Annotated in this window: 14 protein-coding genes; 7 read left to right on the top strand and 7 right to left on the bottom strand. The window is 66.4% G+C overall.

What is annotated here, in order from left to right; translation table 11 throughout:
• Window positions 1-16: 16 nt before the first annotated feature.
• The 6 genes from J2X67_RS03755 to mnhG all read left to right on the top strand — a co-directional run bounded on the left by J2X67_RS03755 (window position 17) and on the right by mnhG (window position 6,229).
• On the top strand, window positions 17-2,959 hold the full coding sequence (locus J2X67_RS03755; RefSeq protein ID WP_309950645.1) for a monovalent cation/H+ antiporter subunit A: 2,943 nt from the start codon (window positions 17-19) through the stop codon (window positions 2,957-2,959).
• Window positions 2,959-3,312: a Na+/H+ antiporter subunit C gene (locus J2X67_RS03750; protein WP_309950644.1), complete on the top strand. Its 354-nt coding sequence runs from the start codon at window positions 2,959-2,961 to the stop codon at window positions 3,310-3,312. Before J2X67_RS03755 ends, J2X67_RS03750 begins: the two co-directional genes overlap by 1 nt.
• Window positions 3,312-5,012 carry a monovalent cation/H+ antiporter subunit D gene (locus tag J2X67_RS03745; RefSeq protein WP_309950837.1) on the top strand — a complete coding sequence of 567 codons (1,701 nt, stop codon included), beginning with the start codon at window positions 3,312-3,314 and terminating at the stop codon, window positions 5,010-5,012. The genes J2X67_RS03750 and J2X67_RS03745 overlap by 1 nt, the downstream gene beginning before the upstream one ends.
• Complete coding sequence (locus tag J2X67_RS03740) at window positions 5,012-5,503, top strand: Na+/H+ antiporter subunit E (protein ID WP_309950835.1); 492 nt, start codon at window positions 5,012-5,014, stop codon at window positions 5,501-5,503. Before J2X67_RS03745 ends, J2X67_RS03740 begins: the two co-directional genes overlap by 1 nt.
• Complete coding sequence (locus J2X67_RS03735; protein ID WP_281149791.1) at window positions 5,500-5,778, top strand: K+/H+ antiporter subunit F; 279 nt, start codon at window positions 5,500-5,502, stop codon at window positions 5,776-5,778. Before J2X67_RS03740 ends, J2X67_RS03735 begins: the two co-directional genes overlap by 4 nt.
• Before the next feature lie 85 nt (window positions 5,779-5,863).
• Window positions 5,864-6,229: a monovalent cation/H(+) antiporter subunit G gene (gene mnhG, locus J2X67_RS03730; protein WP_309950643.1), complete on the top strand. Its 366-nt coding sequence runs from the start codon at window positions 5,864-5,866 to the stop codon at window positions 6,227-6,229.
• 35 nt (window positions 6,230-6,264) lie between these two features.
• Here mnhG and J2X67_RS03725 read toward each other — a convergent pair whose 3' ends face one another.
• The 7 genes from J2X67_RS03725 to J2X67_RS03695 all read right to left on the bottom strand — a co-directional run bounded on the left by J2X67_RS03725 (window position 6,265) and on the right by J2X67_RS03695 (window position 13,939).
• On the bottom strand, window positions 6,265-7,296 hold the full coding sequence (locus tag J2X67_RS03725; protein WP_309950641.1) for an XdhC family protein: 1,032 nt from the start codon (window positions 7,294-7,296) through the stop codon (window positions 6,265-6,267).
• Window positions 7,297-7,310: 14 nt separating this feature from the next.
• Window positions 7,311-7,919, bottom strand: a complete 609-nt coding sequence (locus tag J2X67_RS03720; RefSeq protein WP_309950640.1) for a carbon monoxide dehydrogenase subunit G — start codon at window positions 7,917-7,919, stop codon at window positions 7,311-7,313.
• A 31-nt stretch (window positions 7,920-7,950) separates the two neighbouring features.
• Window positions 7,951-9,165, bottom strand: a complete 1,215-nt coding sequence (locus tag J2X67_RS03715) for a VWA domain-containing protein (protein ID WP_309950638.1) — start codon at window positions 9,163-9,165, stop codon at window positions 7,951-7,953.
• Between the two features lie 25 nt (window positions 9,166-9,190).
• Window positions 9,191-10,093 (bottom strand): MoxR family ATPase, encoded by a 903-nt coding sequence (locus tag J2X67_RS03710; RefSeq protein ID WP_309950636.1) that lies wholly within the window; start codon window positions 10,091-10,093, stop codon window positions 9,191-9,193.
• Between the two features lie 64 nt (window positions 10,094-10,157).
• A complete protein-coding gene (locus tag J2X67_RS03705) occupies window positions 10,158-10,949 on the bottom strand; it encodes a xanthine dehydrogenase family protein subunit M (RefSeq protein ID WP_309950634.1) in 792 nt (263 codons plus the stop codon).
• 22 nt (window positions 10,950-10,971) lie between these two features.
• Entirely contained in the window at window positions 10,972-13,422 is a 2,451-nt protein-coding gene (locus J2X67_RS03700) for a xanthine dehydrogenase family protein molybdopterin-binding subunit (RefSeq protein WP_309950631.1), read from the bottom strand.
• A 13-nt stretch (window positions 13,423-13,435) separates the two neighbouring features.
• Window positions 13,436-13,939, bottom strand: a complete 504-nt coding sequence (locus J2X67_RS03695) for a 2Fe-2S iron-sulfur cluster-binding protein (protein WP_309950629.1) — start codon at window positions 13,937-13,939, stop codon at window positions 13,436-13,438.
• 182 nt (window positions 13,940-14,121) lie between these two features.
• Here J2X67_RS03695 and J2X67_RS03690 point away from each other — a divergent pair, with 182 nt between their 5' ends.
• Window positions 14,122-15,258, top strand: a complete 1,137-nt coding sequence (locus J2X67_RS03690) for a helix-turn-helix domain-containing protein (RefSeq protein ID WP_309950626.1) — start codon at window positions 14,122-14,124, stop codon at window positions 15,256-15,258.
• Window positions 15,259-15,268 lie beyond the last annotated feature (10 nt).

The following is a 15,268-nucleotide window of genomic DNA, read 5'->3' as shown; positions in this document are numbered from 1 at the left end:
GATAGAATCGATCGCAATGCCCCTGGTCTTTCTCGTCGCACTCCCCTTCATTGCCAGCGTGCTCGCCGCGTTGATGCCGTCGAACGCGCGCAACCGGGAGTCGACGCTCGCAGGACTCGTCGCGCTGGGCTGCGCAGTGCAGGCAGCGTGGTTCTTTCCACAAATTGCACACGGCAACGTGCTGCGCCAGCAAATCGTATGGCTGCCTGAGCTCGGCCTCAACCTCGTGTTTCGCATGGACGGCTTTGCCTGGCTGTTCTGCATGCTGGTGCTCGGCATCGGCGCGCTGGTGGTGCTCTATGCGCGCTACTACATGTCGGCGTCCGACCCGGTGCCGCGCTTCTTCTCGTTCTTTCTCGCGTTCATGGGCGCGATGATGGGCGTGGTGCTCTCCGGCAACCTGATCCAGCTGGTGCTGTTCTGGGAACTCACCAGCCTGTTCTCGTTCCTGCTGATCGGCTATTGGCATCACCGGCGTGATGCGCGGCGCGGCGCACGCATGGCGCTTACCGTCACCGGTGCCGGCGGCCTCTGCCTGCTTGCCGGCGTGCTGGTGCTGGGCCGCATTGCGGGCAGCTACGAGCTCGACGTGGTGCTTGCTTCAGGCAACGAGATTCGCGCGCACGCGCTCTACCCCACCGCGCTTGTGCTGATACTGCTCGGCGCCTTTACCAAGAGCGCCCAGTTCCCGTTTCACTTCTGGCTGCCGCGCGCCATGGCAGCGCCCACCCCGGTTTCGGCCTACCTGCATTCGGCCACCATGGTGAAGCTCGGCGTGTTCCTGATGGCGCGGCTTTGGCCGGCGCTGTCGGGTACAGAGCTGTGGTTCTGGCTGGTGGGCGGCGCAGGCGCCATTACGCTGCTGCTCGGTGGCTTCGTTGCCATGTTCCAGCGCGACCTGAAGGCACTGCTGGCGTACTCGACCATCTCGCACCTCGGGCTCATCACGCTGCTGCTCGGCCTCAACAGCCCGCTGGCGGCCGTGGCGGCGGTGTTCCACGTCATGAACCATGCGACCTTCAAGGCCTCGCTCTTCATGGCGGCGGGCATCATCGACCACGAGAGCGGCACGCGAGACATCCGCAAGCTGAGCGGGCTGATGCGGCTGATGCCCATCACCGGTACGCTGGCAGTCATCGCAAGCGCCTCGATGGCCGGCGTGCCGCTGCTCAACGGCTTTCTCTCCAAGGAGATGTTCTTCGCCGAGACGGTGTTCATCCAGGCAACGGCCTGGATCAACGTGAGCCTTCCGATCATTGCCACCGTGGCCGGCATCTTCAGCGTGGCCTATTCGGCGCGCTTTGTGTTCGACGTGTTCTTCGGGCCACCCTGCGGTGCCGACGTGCCCCGGCAGCCGCACGAGCCGCCGCACTGGATGCGCGTGCCCGTCGAACTGCTGGTGCTGGTGTGCCTGGTGGTCGGCGTTGCACCCGCCTGGTCCATTGGCCCGCTGCTGGCCGCTGCCGCAACCCCGGTGGTCGGCGGCGTGCTGCCCCAATACAGCCTGGCCGTGTGGCACGGCTTCAATTTGCCTCTGGCCATGAGCTTCGTGGCACTGGCCGGCGGCATGGCGCTCTACCTTTCGCAGCGCCGCCGCCGCGCACTCGGCGACCTGGCGCACACGCCGCTGCTGCACCGCTTCGATGGGCAGGTCATCTTCGAGCACCTGCTCGCGCAGCTCAGCGAAGCCGGCCGGCGCAGCCGACGCGTGCTCGGCACACGCCGGCTGCAGTCGCAATTGCTGCTGCTGATTGCAGTGGCCGCTGCCGGGGCCGCGGTCTCGCTCTGGGCTGCGCCCGTTGCGCGCGGCAGCCGCGAGCTACTGCCCTTTTCGACGATGTTCGCAATGACCTGGATCATCGGCGGCGTTTGCGCGCTGGCGGCGGCATGGCAGGCCAAGTTCCACAGGCTTGCGGCGTTGATGCTGGCATCGGGCGCAGGCCTGGTGTGCTCGGTGACCTACATCTGGTTCTCCGCACCCGATCTGGCGTTGACGCAACTCGTGGTCGAAGCCGTCACCACGGTGCTCATTCTGCTGGGCCTGCGCTGGCTGCCGATGCGCAGCAAGGACGCGATACAGCCTGCACGCGCCCGGCTGCGTCCATGGGGGCGGCGCGGACGCGACCTGCTGGTGGCCGCCGCCGCGGGCAGCGGCATGTCGGCACTCGCCTGGGTGATGATGACGCGCGCGTTTCCGCAGAGCATCTCGCCGTTCTTCCTGGAGCACTCGCTCACCGAAGGCGGCGGCACCAACGTGGTCAACGTGATGCTGGTCGACTTTCGCGCTTTCGACACCTTCGGCGAAATCACGGTACTCGGCGTGGTTGCGCTCACCGTGTATGCGCTGCTGCGCCGCTTTCGCCCGGCGCGCGAATCGATGGCGCTGCCGGTGCAGCAACGCGCACAGACCGACGACGGGAGCAGCGACCTGCTGAATCCGCGCCTCGCCAAGGACACCGCCGTGGGCTACCTCATGGTGCCAGCCGTGCTCGTGCGGCTGCTGCTTCCGCTCGCTGTGCTGGTCGCGGTCTATTTCTTCATGCGCGGCCACAACTCTCCCGGCGGCGGCTTCGTCGCGGGGCTGGTGATGTCGGTGGCGCTGCTGCTGCAGTTCATCGTCTCGGGCACCGAATGGGTCGAAGAGCACCTGCGCATCTATCCGCGCCGCTGGATTGCCGTCGGCCTGCTGCTGGCGCTGGTTACCGGCAGCGGCGCCGTGGCGCTGGGCTATCCGTTCATGACCACCCACACGGCCCACCTGCATCTTCCGGTGCTGGGCGAGCTGCATGTGCCGAGTGCCCTCTTCTTCGACATCGGCGTGTTCGCGCTGGTGCTCGGCGCCACCATGCTCATTCTTACCGCGCTGGCCCACCAGTCGATACGCAGCCACCGCTGGGCCGACGAGCAGGCCGAAAAAGAAGCAAAGGCCCAGTCCGAGGCCGTGGAAGGGGTGCACTGATGGAAATCGTGCTCGCACTCGCCATAGGCGTGCTCACCGGCTCGGGCGTGTACCTGCTGCTGCGCCCGCGCACCTTCCAGGTGATCATGGGCCTCACGCTCATCTCGTACGCGGTCAACCTCTTCATCTTCAGCATGGGACGGCTCAAGCTCGACAGCGAACCCGTGCTCATCAAGGGCATTGAGTCCACGCTGGCCAACACGGCCGACCCGATGCCGCAGGCGCTGGTGTTGACGGCCATCGTGATCGGCTTTGCGATGACCGCGCTGTTCCTCGTGGTGCTGCTGGCCTCGCGCGGCCTCGCCGGCACCGACCATGTGGACGGCGAAGAGCGGCAGGAGGCGGCTGAGTGATGGAACCGGTTCAGTTGCTCGACCGCCTGCTCGACTTCAGCATGCCGCACCTGGTGGCCGTGCCAATCCTCGTGCCTTTGCTCACCGCGGCACTGATGCTGCTGCTGGGCGAAAACCGGCGCCGCGCCAAGTCGGCCTTGAGCGTGGTCTCGGGGCTGGTAGGCCTGCTGGCGGCACTGGCGCTGCTTCGCTGGGTGAATGCGCCCGACACCGGTGATGGCCCCGGGTCCATCGGCGTCTACCTGCCGGGCAATTGGCGGGCGCCCTTCGGCATCGTGCTGGTGGCAGACCGCCTGTCGACCATGATGGTGGCGCTTACCGGGGTTGTCGCGTTCGCGGCCTCGATCTATTCGACGTCGCGCTGGGACCGCGCAGGCGTGCATTTTCATCCGCTGCTGCAGTTGCAGCTCATGGGCCTGAACGGCGCCTTTCTCACCGGCGACCTGTTCAACCTGTTCGTCTTTTTCGAGGTGATGCTCGCCGCTTCCTACGGCCTGCTGCTGCACGGCTCCGGCCGGCTGCGCGTGCAGGCAGGGCTGCACTACATTGCCATCAACCTGGCCGCCTCGTCTTTGTTCCTCATCGGTGCGGCCTTGCTCTACGGCGTGACCGGTACGCTCAACATGGCCGACCTGAGCGTGCGCATTGCCGAACTCGCGCCCGCCGACCGCGGCCTGGTGCATGCGGCCGCAGCCATACTCGCGACCGCATTTTTCGCCAAGGCCGGCGCATGGCCCCTCAACTTCTGGCTGGTGCCAGCCTATAGCGCGGCGGTGTCGCCGGTGGGTGCCGTCTTCGCGCTGCTGACCAAGCTCGGCATCTACACGCTGCTGCGCCTGTGGACCCTGCTCTTTGCGCCGGATTCCGGCGCGTCTGCCGCGTTCGGCCAGTCGGCGCTCATCGCCATCGGCCTTGCCACGCTGTTCGCGGGGGCCATGGGCATCGTCGGAACGCAGCGACTCTCCAACCTTGCGGGCTTCAGCGTGCTGGTGTCGGCCGGCACGCTGCTTGCCGCCATAGGCCTTGGCGAGCCCGCCGTGTGGGCCGGTGCCCTGTACTACCTGCTGAGTTCGACGCTGGCAGTCAGCGCCTTCTTCCTGTTGATCGACATGATCGAGCGCTGGCGCAACGCCGGCATGAGCGTTGCGCCGCATGAAGCCGCAGGCAATGCGCCCTTCCTTGCCGAAGACCTGCGCGTGCTCGACGACGTGAACCTCGACGACGAGGCACAGGCGCTCTATGGCCGTGCCATTCCCGCCGGCGTTGCGTTTCTCGGCCTGAGCTTCATCGCCTGCACCTTGCTGCTTGCGGGCCTGCCGCCGTTCTCCGGCTTTGTGGGCAAGTTTGCGATGCTGTCCGGCACCTTCGTGACCAGCGGCACCTCGACGCCCGCATGGATCTTCCTGGCGCTGTTGATCGCGTCGGGCTTCCTGGCGCTGATTGCGCTGAGCCGCACCGGCATTCGCCATTTCTGGACGCAGCCGCATCCCACCATGCCTGCGCTGCCCGCACTCGAAGTGCTGCCCGTGGCTGGCCTGCTTGCAGCCTGCGTGGCGTTGACCGTGTGGGCCGGCCCGGTGATGCGCCATGCCCTCATCACCGCAGAGGGGCTGCGCACGCCCACGGCATACCGCAGTGCCGTATTCAATGCCCAGCAAGTGCCCAACCCGGTAGCCCCGAAGAAGGCGACGGCACCATGATGAAGCGCTGGATTCCTTCGCCGCCGCTTTCGATTGCGCTGTTCGTCGTCTGGCTCTTGCTCAACCAGTCGCTGGACGCTGCCACGCTGGCATCGGCCGCGGTGCTGGCCGTTGCAGTGCCGCTGCTGACCAAGGGCCTTCGCCCCGCTGCCGTGCGAATGCGCAAGCCCTGGGTTGCCTTGCGGCTCACTGGCCGGGCTTTGGCCGACATGCTGCAATCCGCGCTGTCCGTGGCGCGCCGGCTGCTCACGCGCCGTACCTCGCGCATCGAATCGAAGTTCGTGAACGTGCCGCTCGAAATGCGCGACCCGAACGGGCTTGCGGTGCTGGCCATGATCATGTGCCTCACGCCCGGCACCGCCTGGGGCGAAATCTCGTTCGACAGCAGCGTGCTGCTGATCCACGTGTTCGATGTCGACGACGAAGCCGCCTTCGTCGCCATGATCAAGCAGCGCTACGAACACCCCTTGATGGAGATCTTCGAATCATGACGCCTGTACTCTTCTGGGCCTTGAGGCTGGCACTCCTGCTGCTGGCCGTGGCCATGCTTTGCGCCGTGGCCCGGCTATTGGTCGGGCCCACCGCGCAAGACCGCGTGATGGCGCTGGACTGCCTCTACATCAACGGCATGCTGATGATGCTGGTGCTCGGCATCGTGTATGCGAGCAATGTGTACTTCGAAGCCGCCATGCTCACGGCGCTGTTCGGTTTTGTCGGCTCGACGGCCATGGCCAAGTTTCTCTTGCGCGGGGAGGTCATCGAATGAGCGCCGCGCCGGGCCGCCCCAAGCAAGCGAACGCCCCCTTGGGGGGCAGCGAGGACACGAAGTGCCGAGCGTGGGGGCAACAGCCATGAACGACTTCATCATCGGACCACTGCCGCTGTGGGCAGAAATCGTGACTGCCGTTTTTGCGGTACTCGGCGCCGCGTTTGCAGCCATCGGTTCCTTCGGCCTCGTGCGCCTGCCCACCTTTTTCCGCCGTATCCATGCGCCGACGCTCGGCGCCACGGCAGGTGTGTGGTGCATGACCATTGCCACCATCGTGTATTTTTCGGTGCAGGGCTACAACCTGTTCCTGCACGCCGTGCTGATCGTTCTGTTCATTGCGCTCACGGCGCCCATCACCACCATCTTCCTGATGCGCGCGGCGCTCTTTCGCGAGCGGCAAAAGGGCGGCGACGTGCCGCCCGCGGCAAAGTCGGCCCCTCTGAACTGAACTGAACTGGACAGAGGAAGAAAGCGCCCCGCGCCTCAGCTCATCGCAAGCTGCTGCAGGCCCTTGGCACGCGCCACTTCCATTTCGCGCGGCAGCGTCACGCCGTTTTTCACCGCGAGAATTTCCGCCATCACACTCACCGCGATTTCCGGCGGCGTCTTGCTGCCGATGTAGATGCCGATGGGGCCGCGCAGCCGCGCGAGCGACTCGCCCGTCTGGTCGAAGTGCTCGATCATCCGGTCGCGCCGCGCTTCGGCATTGCGGCGCGAGCCGATGGCGCCTACGTAGAAGGCCTCGCTCTGCAGGGCTTCGAGCAACGCCAGGTCGTCGAGCTTCGGGTCGTGCGTAAGCGCAACCACGCAACTGCGCCGGTCGGGCCTGAAGGCCAGCACGGCATCGTCGGGCATCTCGGTGGTAATTTCTACGCCGGGCAAGGACCATGCGGTGCGGTACTCCGCGCGCGGGTCGCACAGCGTCACTGCAAAGCCGCTGAACTTGGCCATCGTTGCCAGGTATTCGGCCAACTGACCCGCGCCGATCAGCAGCATGCGGTACTCGGGCCCGAAGGTGTTGGTGAGCTCGGTGTCGTTCACCTTGAGTTCGTCCGGCGCCTTGGCTTCGTTCAGCCGCACCGCGCCGGTTGCGAGCATGACCGTGCGCTGCATCAGCTTGCCTTGCTCGAGCTCGGTCACCAGCGCATCGAGCAGCGCGGCGTCGGGGTCGTACTCGAGCAGCAACTCCAGCGTGCCGCCGCAGGGCAGGCCGAAGCGATGCGCCTCGTCCGCCGTAATGCCGTACTTCACAAGCCTGGGCGGCGCGCCCGGCGGCACCTCTTCTCCCTGGCCGTTGTTCGCATGGGCGTGGCTGTAGCGGGCGATCAGGTCGTCCTCGATACAGCCGCCCGAAACCGAGCCCACTACCGCGCCGTCGTCCGCCAGCGCCATGATCGAGCCGACCGGCCGCGGCGACGAGCCCCAGGTGCGCACCACCGTGGTCAGCAGTGCACGCTTGCCGGCCCGGCGCCAGTCGCGCAGCGTGCGCAGCACCATGACGTCCAGATTTTCCATAGCCTCGCCAGTCCTCAGCTTTCGTTACCCGGCGCGGCGGACGCGTCCTTGTCGTCCTTCTTGCCAAGGCCCATTTTCTTCATGAGACCGGACATGACTCCGGTCTTTTCCGCTGGCGCTTCGGCCCCTTCAACGGCGGCGGCTGGCGGCGGTCCGTAGCGGCTCCGCATCTCGGCCTCGAAGCGCTTGAAAAAGTCGTCCGCCGTCGACTTGGCGGCCCCGTCGATCAGGCGCTGCCCAAGCTGGGCGATCTTGCCGCCGACCTGCGCCTGCACGGTGTAGTCGAGTTCGCAACCGGCGGGCGCCGGTTCCGCGGCGGCGCCATCGATCGGCCTGAGCGTCACGCTGGACGATCCCTTGGCAAAACCTGCAACGCCGCCCTGCCCTTCGAAGGTGAGCTTGTAGCCGTCGGGCGCAACGATGTCTGACAGCATGACCTTGCCGTTGAACTTGGCAGACACAGGGCCGATCTTGACCGCCAGCGCCACGCTGTACTGGTTGTCGCCCGTGAGCTCGAACTTGTCGCAGCCGGGAATGCACTTCTTGAGCGTCTCGGGGTCGTTCAGCGCTTCCCATGCCTGTTGCTGCGTGATGCCGAGGCGGCGGTTGCCGAGCATTTCCATGTTGGATTCCTTTTTTGTTTGCTGTAAGGCGCTAGCGGCCGGATCGCATCAAGGCCGCAAGGCTGGCGGCCAACTGTTCAAGAGCACTGAGATTGTGAACTGCCAGCATCGCGTCTGCATGCCGGTGCAGCACGCTGGCCCCACGCGCCAAAGGGGCGTAGCCCTCAAAGCGCAGCAGCGGGTTGAGCCACAGCAGCCGGCGGGAATGGCGCTTGAGCCAAAGCAGTTCGCTTTCGAGCAGCGCGGGCTCTCCGGTGTCGAGCCCGTCGCTGATAACAAGCACCAGCGTACGGCGCCCCGTGAGCCGGCGCGCATGCCCGCGGCGCAGTTCGGCCAGCGAACCGCCCAGCCGCGTGCCGCCCGCAAAATCGTCGATGGCAAGGCTCGCGGCGCCAAGCATGGCGTCCGTGTCGGCCAGCCGGAAGGCGGGTGTCAGGTCGGTCAGCCCGGTGCCGAATGCGAACACGTCCCTCCGTCCGGCCCGCCGGGTTGCCGCATGCAAAAACGCAAGCAGCAGGCGCGCATAGCGTTCCATCGAGCCGGACACATCGACCAGCACCAGGAGCGGCAACGGCTCTTCGCGGCGGCTGAGTTTGGGCAGGCGAAGTATTTCGCCGCCTGTGCGCGCCGCCTCGTGCAGCACGCCGGGCCAGTGCATACGTGCATGCTGCGAGCCCGAATCGTTGGCTGGGCGCAGTCGGCGCGACGGCAGCAAAGGAACAGGCAACGAGATATCGCGCGCAAGGCGTTCGACCAGCCGGTATTCCGAAGCACCCAGCGCGTTGAAGTCCGCATGCTGCAGCCGCTGGCGGTCGCTCGATGTCATGGCCGCATCGAACTCGATCTCCTTGTCGGGCTTGGCGGCCACTGCCGGCGTTCGCGGATCGCGCGGCGCCGTGAGCGCTTCGCGCACGCGCGGCCGGCGCTTCGAGGGCTCGGCCTTGCCCTCGGCGCTCGGCAGCATTTGCGCGAGCAGCTTGTTGGCCAGTTCGGGATCGCGAAACCACGCATCGAACAGTTCGCGAAATACCATGCGGTCTTGCTCGCGGCTCACCATCACGGCTTCCATGGCGGCGCTCAGGTCGAGCCGGCTTTCAACGCCCACCAGCGTGGCCGCTTCGGCGGCGAGGGAGATTCGCATCGCATCGGTGCGTACGCCGGCGCGGCGCAACGCGCGGCCAAATGCGGTGATGTTGCCGGCCAGCTTGCCGCCGCGTACGTCGCCGAGTTGCTGGATGCCAGTCATTGCAGGCGGCCACGGCAAGCCGCGCTCAAGGCGCGACCGGCTCTTCGGGTTTCAGCAAATCGGACGCCAGCTCGCGGGTGAGTGCCGCCACGTCGTCGCGTTGCTTGAAGAGGATGCCCGCGGTGTCGACCACCACTTCAGGGTCGAGCTCGACTGTGTCGAGCGCAATCAGCGCTCTCGCCCATTCGACGCTTTCGGCAATACCGGGCGCACGCTGGAACGCGTTGACGAAGGGCGCATCGCGCAGCCGGGCGACGAAAGCGGCCACCTGCGCCGAAAGCTTTTCGCCGGCCTCCGGCACTTGGGCCCGCACAATGGCCAGTTCGCGTTCGCGCTCCGGGTAGTCGAGCCAGTGATAAAGGCAGCGCCGCTTGACCGCATCGTTGAGCTCGCGCGTGCGGTTGCTCGTAAGAATGGTGACCGGCGGCACCACCGCGCGCACCGTGCCCAACTCGGGAATGCTGACCTGGTATTCGCCAAGGTACTCGAGCAGGAAGGCCTCGAAGGGTTCGTCGGCGCGGTCCACCTCGTCGATCAGCAGCACCGCGCCGGGCGCCGGTGTTTGCAGCGCTTGCAGCAGCGGGCGGCGAATCAGGTAATGCGGCTGGTAGACCTCGGCTTCTACGTCGCGTGCCGCACCGGTCGCCTCCGCCGCGCGCATGTGCAGCAGCTGCGCGGCGTAGTTCCATTCATACAGCGCTTCGCGCTGCTCCAGCCCGTCGTAGCACTGCAGGCGCAGCAGCTCACGGCCAAGCGCGTTCGACAGCGCCTTGGCAAGCTCGGTCTTGCCGACGCCGGGCTCGCCTTCGAGCAGCAGCGGGCGCTGCAGCTTGAGCGCAAGAAACACGGCCGTCGCCAGGCGGCGGTCGGCAAAGTAGCCGGCCTGCATCAAGCCGTCCGAAAGAGAATCGATGGTCGGGAAGATCATGGCAAAGCGTAGCGGAAGACGCGAGATGCCGTCGCGCCTTCCGGTTCTCTCTCGCCCGGCCGCTTCAGCCCAGCGCCTTGGTCACGGCGCGCTGCGTGAGCACGCCGATCAGGTTGGCGCGATACGCGGCAGAAGCATGCAGGTCGCCGTTGAGGTCGCTGGCGTCGATCTTCACGGCAGCCGCGGCGGCCGCCGTGAAGCTCTTGTTGAGCGCATCTTCGAGCCCCGCGTGGCGGAACACGCCGTTGCCCGCACCGGTAATGGCAACCCGCACGCCGCTGTCGTACTGCGCCAGGAACACGCCGACCAGCGGAAAGTGCGACGCCTTCTGGCGCAGCTTTTCGTACACGGCGCGCTTGGGAATAGGGAACCGGATCGAGGTGATCAGCTCGTCTTCTTCCAGCGCCGTGGTGAAAAGTCCGAGAAAGAAGTCGTCCGCCGCGATCTCGCGCTTCGAGGTGACGACCGTTGCACCCGAGCCGAGCACCGCACTGGGGTAGCAAGCCGCCGGATCGTTGTTGGCCACCGATCCGCCGATGGTGCCCATCGCGCGCACCTGCCGGTCGCCAATGCGCGAGGCCAGGTCGGCCAATGCAGGGAACGCGGCTTTCACGTCGGGATTGTTGGCCACGTCCAGGTGGCGCGACATGGCGCCGATGGTGATCGCGTCGCCGTCTTTCTTGATGCCGGTGAGTTCCTTGACGCCGCCAAGGTCCACCAGCCGCTCGGGCGCCGAAAGCCTGAGCTTCATGGAGGCGAGCAGCGTCTGGCCGCCGGCCAGTGGTTTGCCGCCGGCGGTAACCAGCTTGGCCGCATCGGCCACGGTGGAGGGCCGTTCGAGTGTGAAGGCGTACATGGTGTGATTCCTTCTTTGAAGTTCAGGGAGCCGGGCGGCCTTGGGTGCTTGCGGAAAGGGCAGGCTCCTGCGGCTGCGTGTCTGCCGCCGCGCTTCCGCTGCCCTTTTGCATTGCCTCCCAGACGCGGCTGGCCGAGGCAGGCATGTCGAAGTCTTTCACGCCGAGCGGCGCCAGCGCATCGAGCACCGCGTTGATCACTGCCGGCGGCGAGCCGATGGCGCCCGCCTCGCCGCAACCCTTGGTGCCGAGCGGGTTGTGCGTGCAGGGCGTGCACACGGTGTCCAGCTTGAACTGCGGAAAGTCGCCGGCCCTGGGCATGGCGTAGTCCATGAAGCTGCCGGTGAGCAGTTGGCCGGTTTCGTTGTCGTACACGCAGTTTTCGAGCAGCGCCTGCCCAATGCCCTGCACCAGCCCGCCGTGCACCTGGCCTTCGACGATCATCGGGTTGATGATGGTGCCGAAGTCGTCCACCGCGGTGAAGCGGTCGACGCGAACCTCGCCGGTCTGCTTGTCGACCTCGACCTCGCAGATGTAGGTGCCGCCGGGAAAGGTGAAGTTGGTCGGGTCGTAGAAGGCGGTTTCGTTCAGGCCGGGCTCGAGCTTGTCGAGCGGGTAGTTGTGCGGCACGTAGGCCGTGAGCGCCACCTGGCCGAACGGAATCTTCTTGTCGGTGCCCTTGACCGTGAATTCGCCGTTCGCAAACTCGATGTCGGCGTCGCTTGCCTCCATGAGGTGGGCGGCAATCTTCTTGGCCTTGGTCTCGATCTTGTCGAGGGCCTTCATGATGGCCGCGCCGCCGACCGATATCGACCGCGAACCATAGGTGCCCATGCCGAAAGGTACGCGGCCCGTGTCGCCGTGGACCACGTCGACGTTGTCGACCGGAATGCCCAGCCGCGCCGCAACCACCTGCGCAAAGGTGGTTTCGTGGCCCTGGCCGTGGCTGTGCGAGCCGGTGAACACCGTCACGCTGCCGGTCGGGTGCACGCGGATCTCGCCGCATTCGAACAAGCCGGCCCGCGCGCCGAGCGCACCCGCAATGTTCGAGGGCGCAATGCCGCAGGCCTCGATATAACTCGAGTAGCCGATGCCGCGCAGCTTGCCCTGGGCTTCGCTGGCCGATTTGCGCTGCGCATAGCCTTCGACTTCGGCCAGCACCTTGGCCTTGTCCATGCACGCGTGGAAGTCGCCCGTGTCGTACTGCAGCGCCACCGGCGTCTGGTACGGAAAGGTAGTGATGAAGTTGCGCTTGCGGATCTCGTCCTGGCCCAGGTTCATTTCCCAGGCGCAGCGGGACACCAGCCGCTCCAGCAGGTAGGTGGCTTCGGGCCGCCCGGCGCCGCGGTAGGCATCGACCGGCGCGGTGTTGGTAAACCACGCATCGACCTCGACATAGATCTGCGGCGTGGTGTACTGGCCCGCGAGCAGCGTGGCGTAGAGGATGGTGGGCACCGCGGTCGAGAACGTCGACAGGTAGGCGCCCAGGTTGGCATCGGTGTGCACGCGCATCGCCAGAAACTTGCCGTCCTTGTCCATCGCCATTTCGGCGTGGCTCACATGGTCGCGGCCATGCGCATCGGACAAGAAGCATTCAGAGCGCTCGGCCGTCCACTTGATGTTGCGGTTGAGCTGCTTGGCGGCCCAGGTCAGGCATACGTCTTCGGCATACAAGAAGATCTTGGAGCCGAAGCCGCCGCCCACGTCGGGTGCAATCACGCGCACCTTGTGCTCGGGCAGGCCCAGCACAAAGGCCGTCATCAGCAAGCGCTCGACGTGCGGGTTCTGGTTGGACACATACAGCGTGTAGTCGTCGGTGCCGCGGCTGTAGCTGCCGATGGCCACGCGCGGCTCGATCGGGTTGGGCACCAGCCGGTTGTTGACCAGGTCGAGCTTGGTCACGTGCGCGGCATTGGCAAACACCGCATCCACCGCGGCCTTGTCGCCCAGCGCCCACTTGTAGCAACGGTTGTCGGGCGCCTCGTCGTGCAGCGTGACGCCGCTCGCCGTCTTGGCCGCGTCGGCCACGCTCACCAGCGCGGGCAGCACGTCGTAGTCGACCACCACGGCCTCCGCCGCGTTCTTGGCCTGCTCGACCGTTTCGGCCACCACCATGGCCACGTGGTCGCCCACGTAGCGCACCTTGTTGATCGCGAGGATCGGGTGCATCGGCTCCTTCATGGGGGTGCCGTCGGGGTTGTTGATGAGCCAGCCGCAGGGAAGGCCGCCCATTTTTCCTTCGATGTCCTTGCCGGTGAAGATGCCGACCACGCCGGGCATCTTGAGCGCCTCGGCGGTGTCGACAGACTTGACGACGGCGTGGGCGTGCGGCGAGCGCACGAAGACCGCATGGCTCTGGTTGGCCAGCGTGATGTCGTCGGTGTAGTTGCCCGCGCCGGTCAGGAAGCGGTAGTCTTCCTTGCGCCGCAGCGCCTCGCCGATGTGGGGGAGGTTCGAGAAGTCGGAAGCACCCATGATGCCGCTCCGTTCAGGCCGCGGCCGTGGCCGTTGTCTTGACCGGGGTACCCGAGGCCATGGCCTCGCCACCCATCTGCACGGCCTTGACGATGTTCTGGTAGCCGGTGCAGCGGCACAGGTTGCCGTCGAGCAGCTCGCGGATTTCCGATTCGCTCGACCTTGGGTGGTGCGTGCACAGGTCGATGGCGCTCATGACCATGCCGGGGGTGCAAAAGCCGCACTGCAATCCGTGGCACTCCTTGAAGGCGGCCTGCATCGGATGCATGGTGCCGTCCGGCTGGGCCACGCCCTCGATGGTGGTGATCTCTGCGCCGGCCACTTGCCCCACCAGGATGTTGCACGACTTCACCGCCCGGCCGTTCAGGTGCACGGTGCATGCGCCGCATTGGGCGGTGTCGCAGCCGACATGGGTGCCGGTCAGATGGAGATGCTCGCGGATCGCGTGCACCAGAAAAGTATTGGGGGGAGCGTCGACCGTGGCTGGTCGGCCGTTGACCGTGAAAGCTACCTGCATTTGGCTGTCTCCGTTGAAGGTGATGGCTGGTTCAGCGAATGGCATCTTGGACGCCGGCCCCCTGCACTATCCTAGGCAAAACCCTCACCGCTTGCGCAGTGCGCGCGAAATTCTCAAAATGAAACAACTTGCGGCTAGGCAAGCTTCATAAAAAGACGCCCCCCTCCCAGCGACCCGACCCGATGTCCGCCCCCACCGTTCCATCCGTCCCCGAGCGTTCCCTCGCCATTGCGCAAGCCCGCCGGGAGCTGATTCACGGAGAGGCCGCCCGCTCGCGGAGTAGCGCGCGCATCGAACCCTGGATCGTCCGCTCATGGCAGCGCTGCATCGAAGCCGGGCGGCAACCCCAGCAGCGTGTCAACTTCGAGCCCGTGGCCCAGTCGGCCATCCGAGAGGTGGCCGAGCGCAACCGGGCACTGGTGACGGCGGCTCGCCCGGTGATCGAGCGTGTGTCCCGCGCGATTGCCGACACACGCTATTTCGCAGTGCTGACCGATGCCGAGGGCATCGTCGTCGACGTGGGCCCGCTGCCCGACGGCACCGACACCTCTACCCGCTATGCCCGCCACATCGCGCGAGTGGGGGTCGACCTTTCGGAGCGCGCGGTGGGCACCAGCGCCATCAGTACCGCGCTCACCGAGCAGGAATCGGTGTGGCTGCACCGCGGCGAGCATTTTTTCGAGGACACCAGCATCTACAGCTGCGCCGGCGCACCGCTCTTCGGCCCGCAGGGCAATTGCATCGGCATGCTCGACCTGACCGGCGTACAGGTGGTGGAACGGCCCGAGTTGCGGCACCTGGCCGTGCTTTCCGCGCGCAGCATCGAGAACGCGCTGGTGCTGAACGAACCCTGCGAGCTTCGCCTGCATCTTTCGTGGCCGGGCTGCGCGGGCAGCGAGGCCACCGAAGGCCTGCTGTGCATCGACGAAAGCGGCAACGTCACCGGTGCCAATGCCGCGGCGCGGCAAATGCTGCACCAGCCGCTGGCGCGCAGCCAGCATGCGCTGCACTGCAACGACCTGTTCGCCCTGCCCCTGAACATGCTGTTCGACGCCGCCCGGCGCGGCGATGCCGTGCTCGAAGTTCCGCTGTGGTCGGGCTTGCGCGTCCAGGTCGAAGCCCGGCGCGGCGGAAAGCGCTCACTGGGCGCGGCGCCCAAAGCCCAGCCCCGGCTGCGCGACGTTGAAACAGCCCTGATCCGCAAAGCCGTGGCCGATGCGCGCGGCAACGTGGCCGAAGCAGCGCGCACCCTGGGCATCAGCCGCGCCACGGTCTACCGCAAGCTGTGGCGCGGGCGGCCCGCCGGGTCTGCCGACTGAGGGCCGGCGT

It is taken from the genome of Variovorax sp. 3319, assembly GCF_031456585.1.
Classification (GTDB): domain Bacteria; phylum Pseudomonadota; class Gammaproteobacteria; order Burkholderiales; family Burkholderiaceae_C; genus Variovorax; species Variovorax paradoxus_P.
Note: the sequence above shows the minus strand (reverse complement) of the source record. Positions and strands in the feature narration are given on the sequence as shown.

What these genes read in the sequence shown, in the direction of transcription:
- J2X67_RS03750 (WP_309950644.1), top strand. Translation starts at nt 2,959, where the DNA reads ATGGAAATCGTGCTCGCACTCGCCATAGGCGTGCTCACCGGCTCGGGC.
- J2X67_RS03740 (WP_309950835.1), top strand. Translation starts at nt 5,012, where the DNA reads ATGAAGCGCTGGATTCCTTCGCCGCCGCTTTCGATTGCGCTGTTCGTC.
- J2X67_RS03700 (WP_309950631.1), bottom strand. Translation starts at nt 13,422, where the DNA reads ATGGGTGCTTCCGACTTCTCGAACCTCCCCCACATCGGCGAGGCGCTG.
- J2X67_RS03720 (WP_309950640.1), bottom strand. Translation starts at nt 7,919, where the DNA reads ATGGAAATGCTCGGCAACCGCCGCCTCGGCATCACGCAGCAACAGGCA.
- J2X67_RS03690 (WP_309950626.1), top strand. Translation starts at nt 14,122, where the DNA reads ATGTCCGCCCCCACCGTTCCATCCGTCCCCGAGCGTTCCCTCGCCATT.
- J2X67_RS03710 (WP_309950636.1), bottom strand. Translation starts at nt 10,093, where the DNA reads ATGATCTTCCCGACCATCGATTCTCTTTCGGACGGCTTGATGCAGGCC.
- J2X67_RS03695 (WP_309950629.1), bottom strand. Translation starts at nt 13,939, where the DNA reads ATGCAGGTAGCTTTCACGGTCAACGGCCGACCAGCCACGGTCGACGCT.
- J2X67_RS03755 (WP_309950645.1), top strand. Translation starts at nt 17, where the DNA reads ATGCCCCTGGTCTTTCTCGTCGCACTCCCCTTCATTGCCAGCGTGCTC.
- J2X67_RS03715 (WP_309950638.1), bottom strand. Translation starts at nt 9,165, where the DNA reads ATGACTGGCATCCAGCAACTCGGCGACGTACGCGGCGGCAAGCTGGCC.
- J2X67_RS03705 (WP_309950634.1), bottom strand. Translation starts at nt 10,949, where the DNA reads ATGTACGCCTTCACACTCGAACGGCCCTCCACCGTGGCCGATGCGGCC.
- mnhG (WP_309950643.1), top strand. Translation starts at nt 5,864, where the DNA reads ATGAACGACTTCATCATCGGACCACTGCCGCTGTGGGCAGAAATCGTG.
- J2X67_RS03735 (WP_281149791.1), top strand. Translation starts at nt 5,500, where the DNA reads ATGACGCCTGTACTCTTCTGGGCCTTGAGGCTGGCACTCCTGCTGCTG.
- J2X67_RS03725 (WP_309950641.1), bottom strand. Translation starts at nt 7,296, where the DNA reads ATGGAAAATCTGGACGTCATGGTGCTGCGCACGCTGCGCGACTGGCGC.
- J2X67_RS03745 (WP_309950837.1), top strand. Translation starts at nt 3,312, where the DNA reads ATGGAACCGGTTCAGTTGCTCGACCGCCTGCTCGACTTCAGCATGCCG.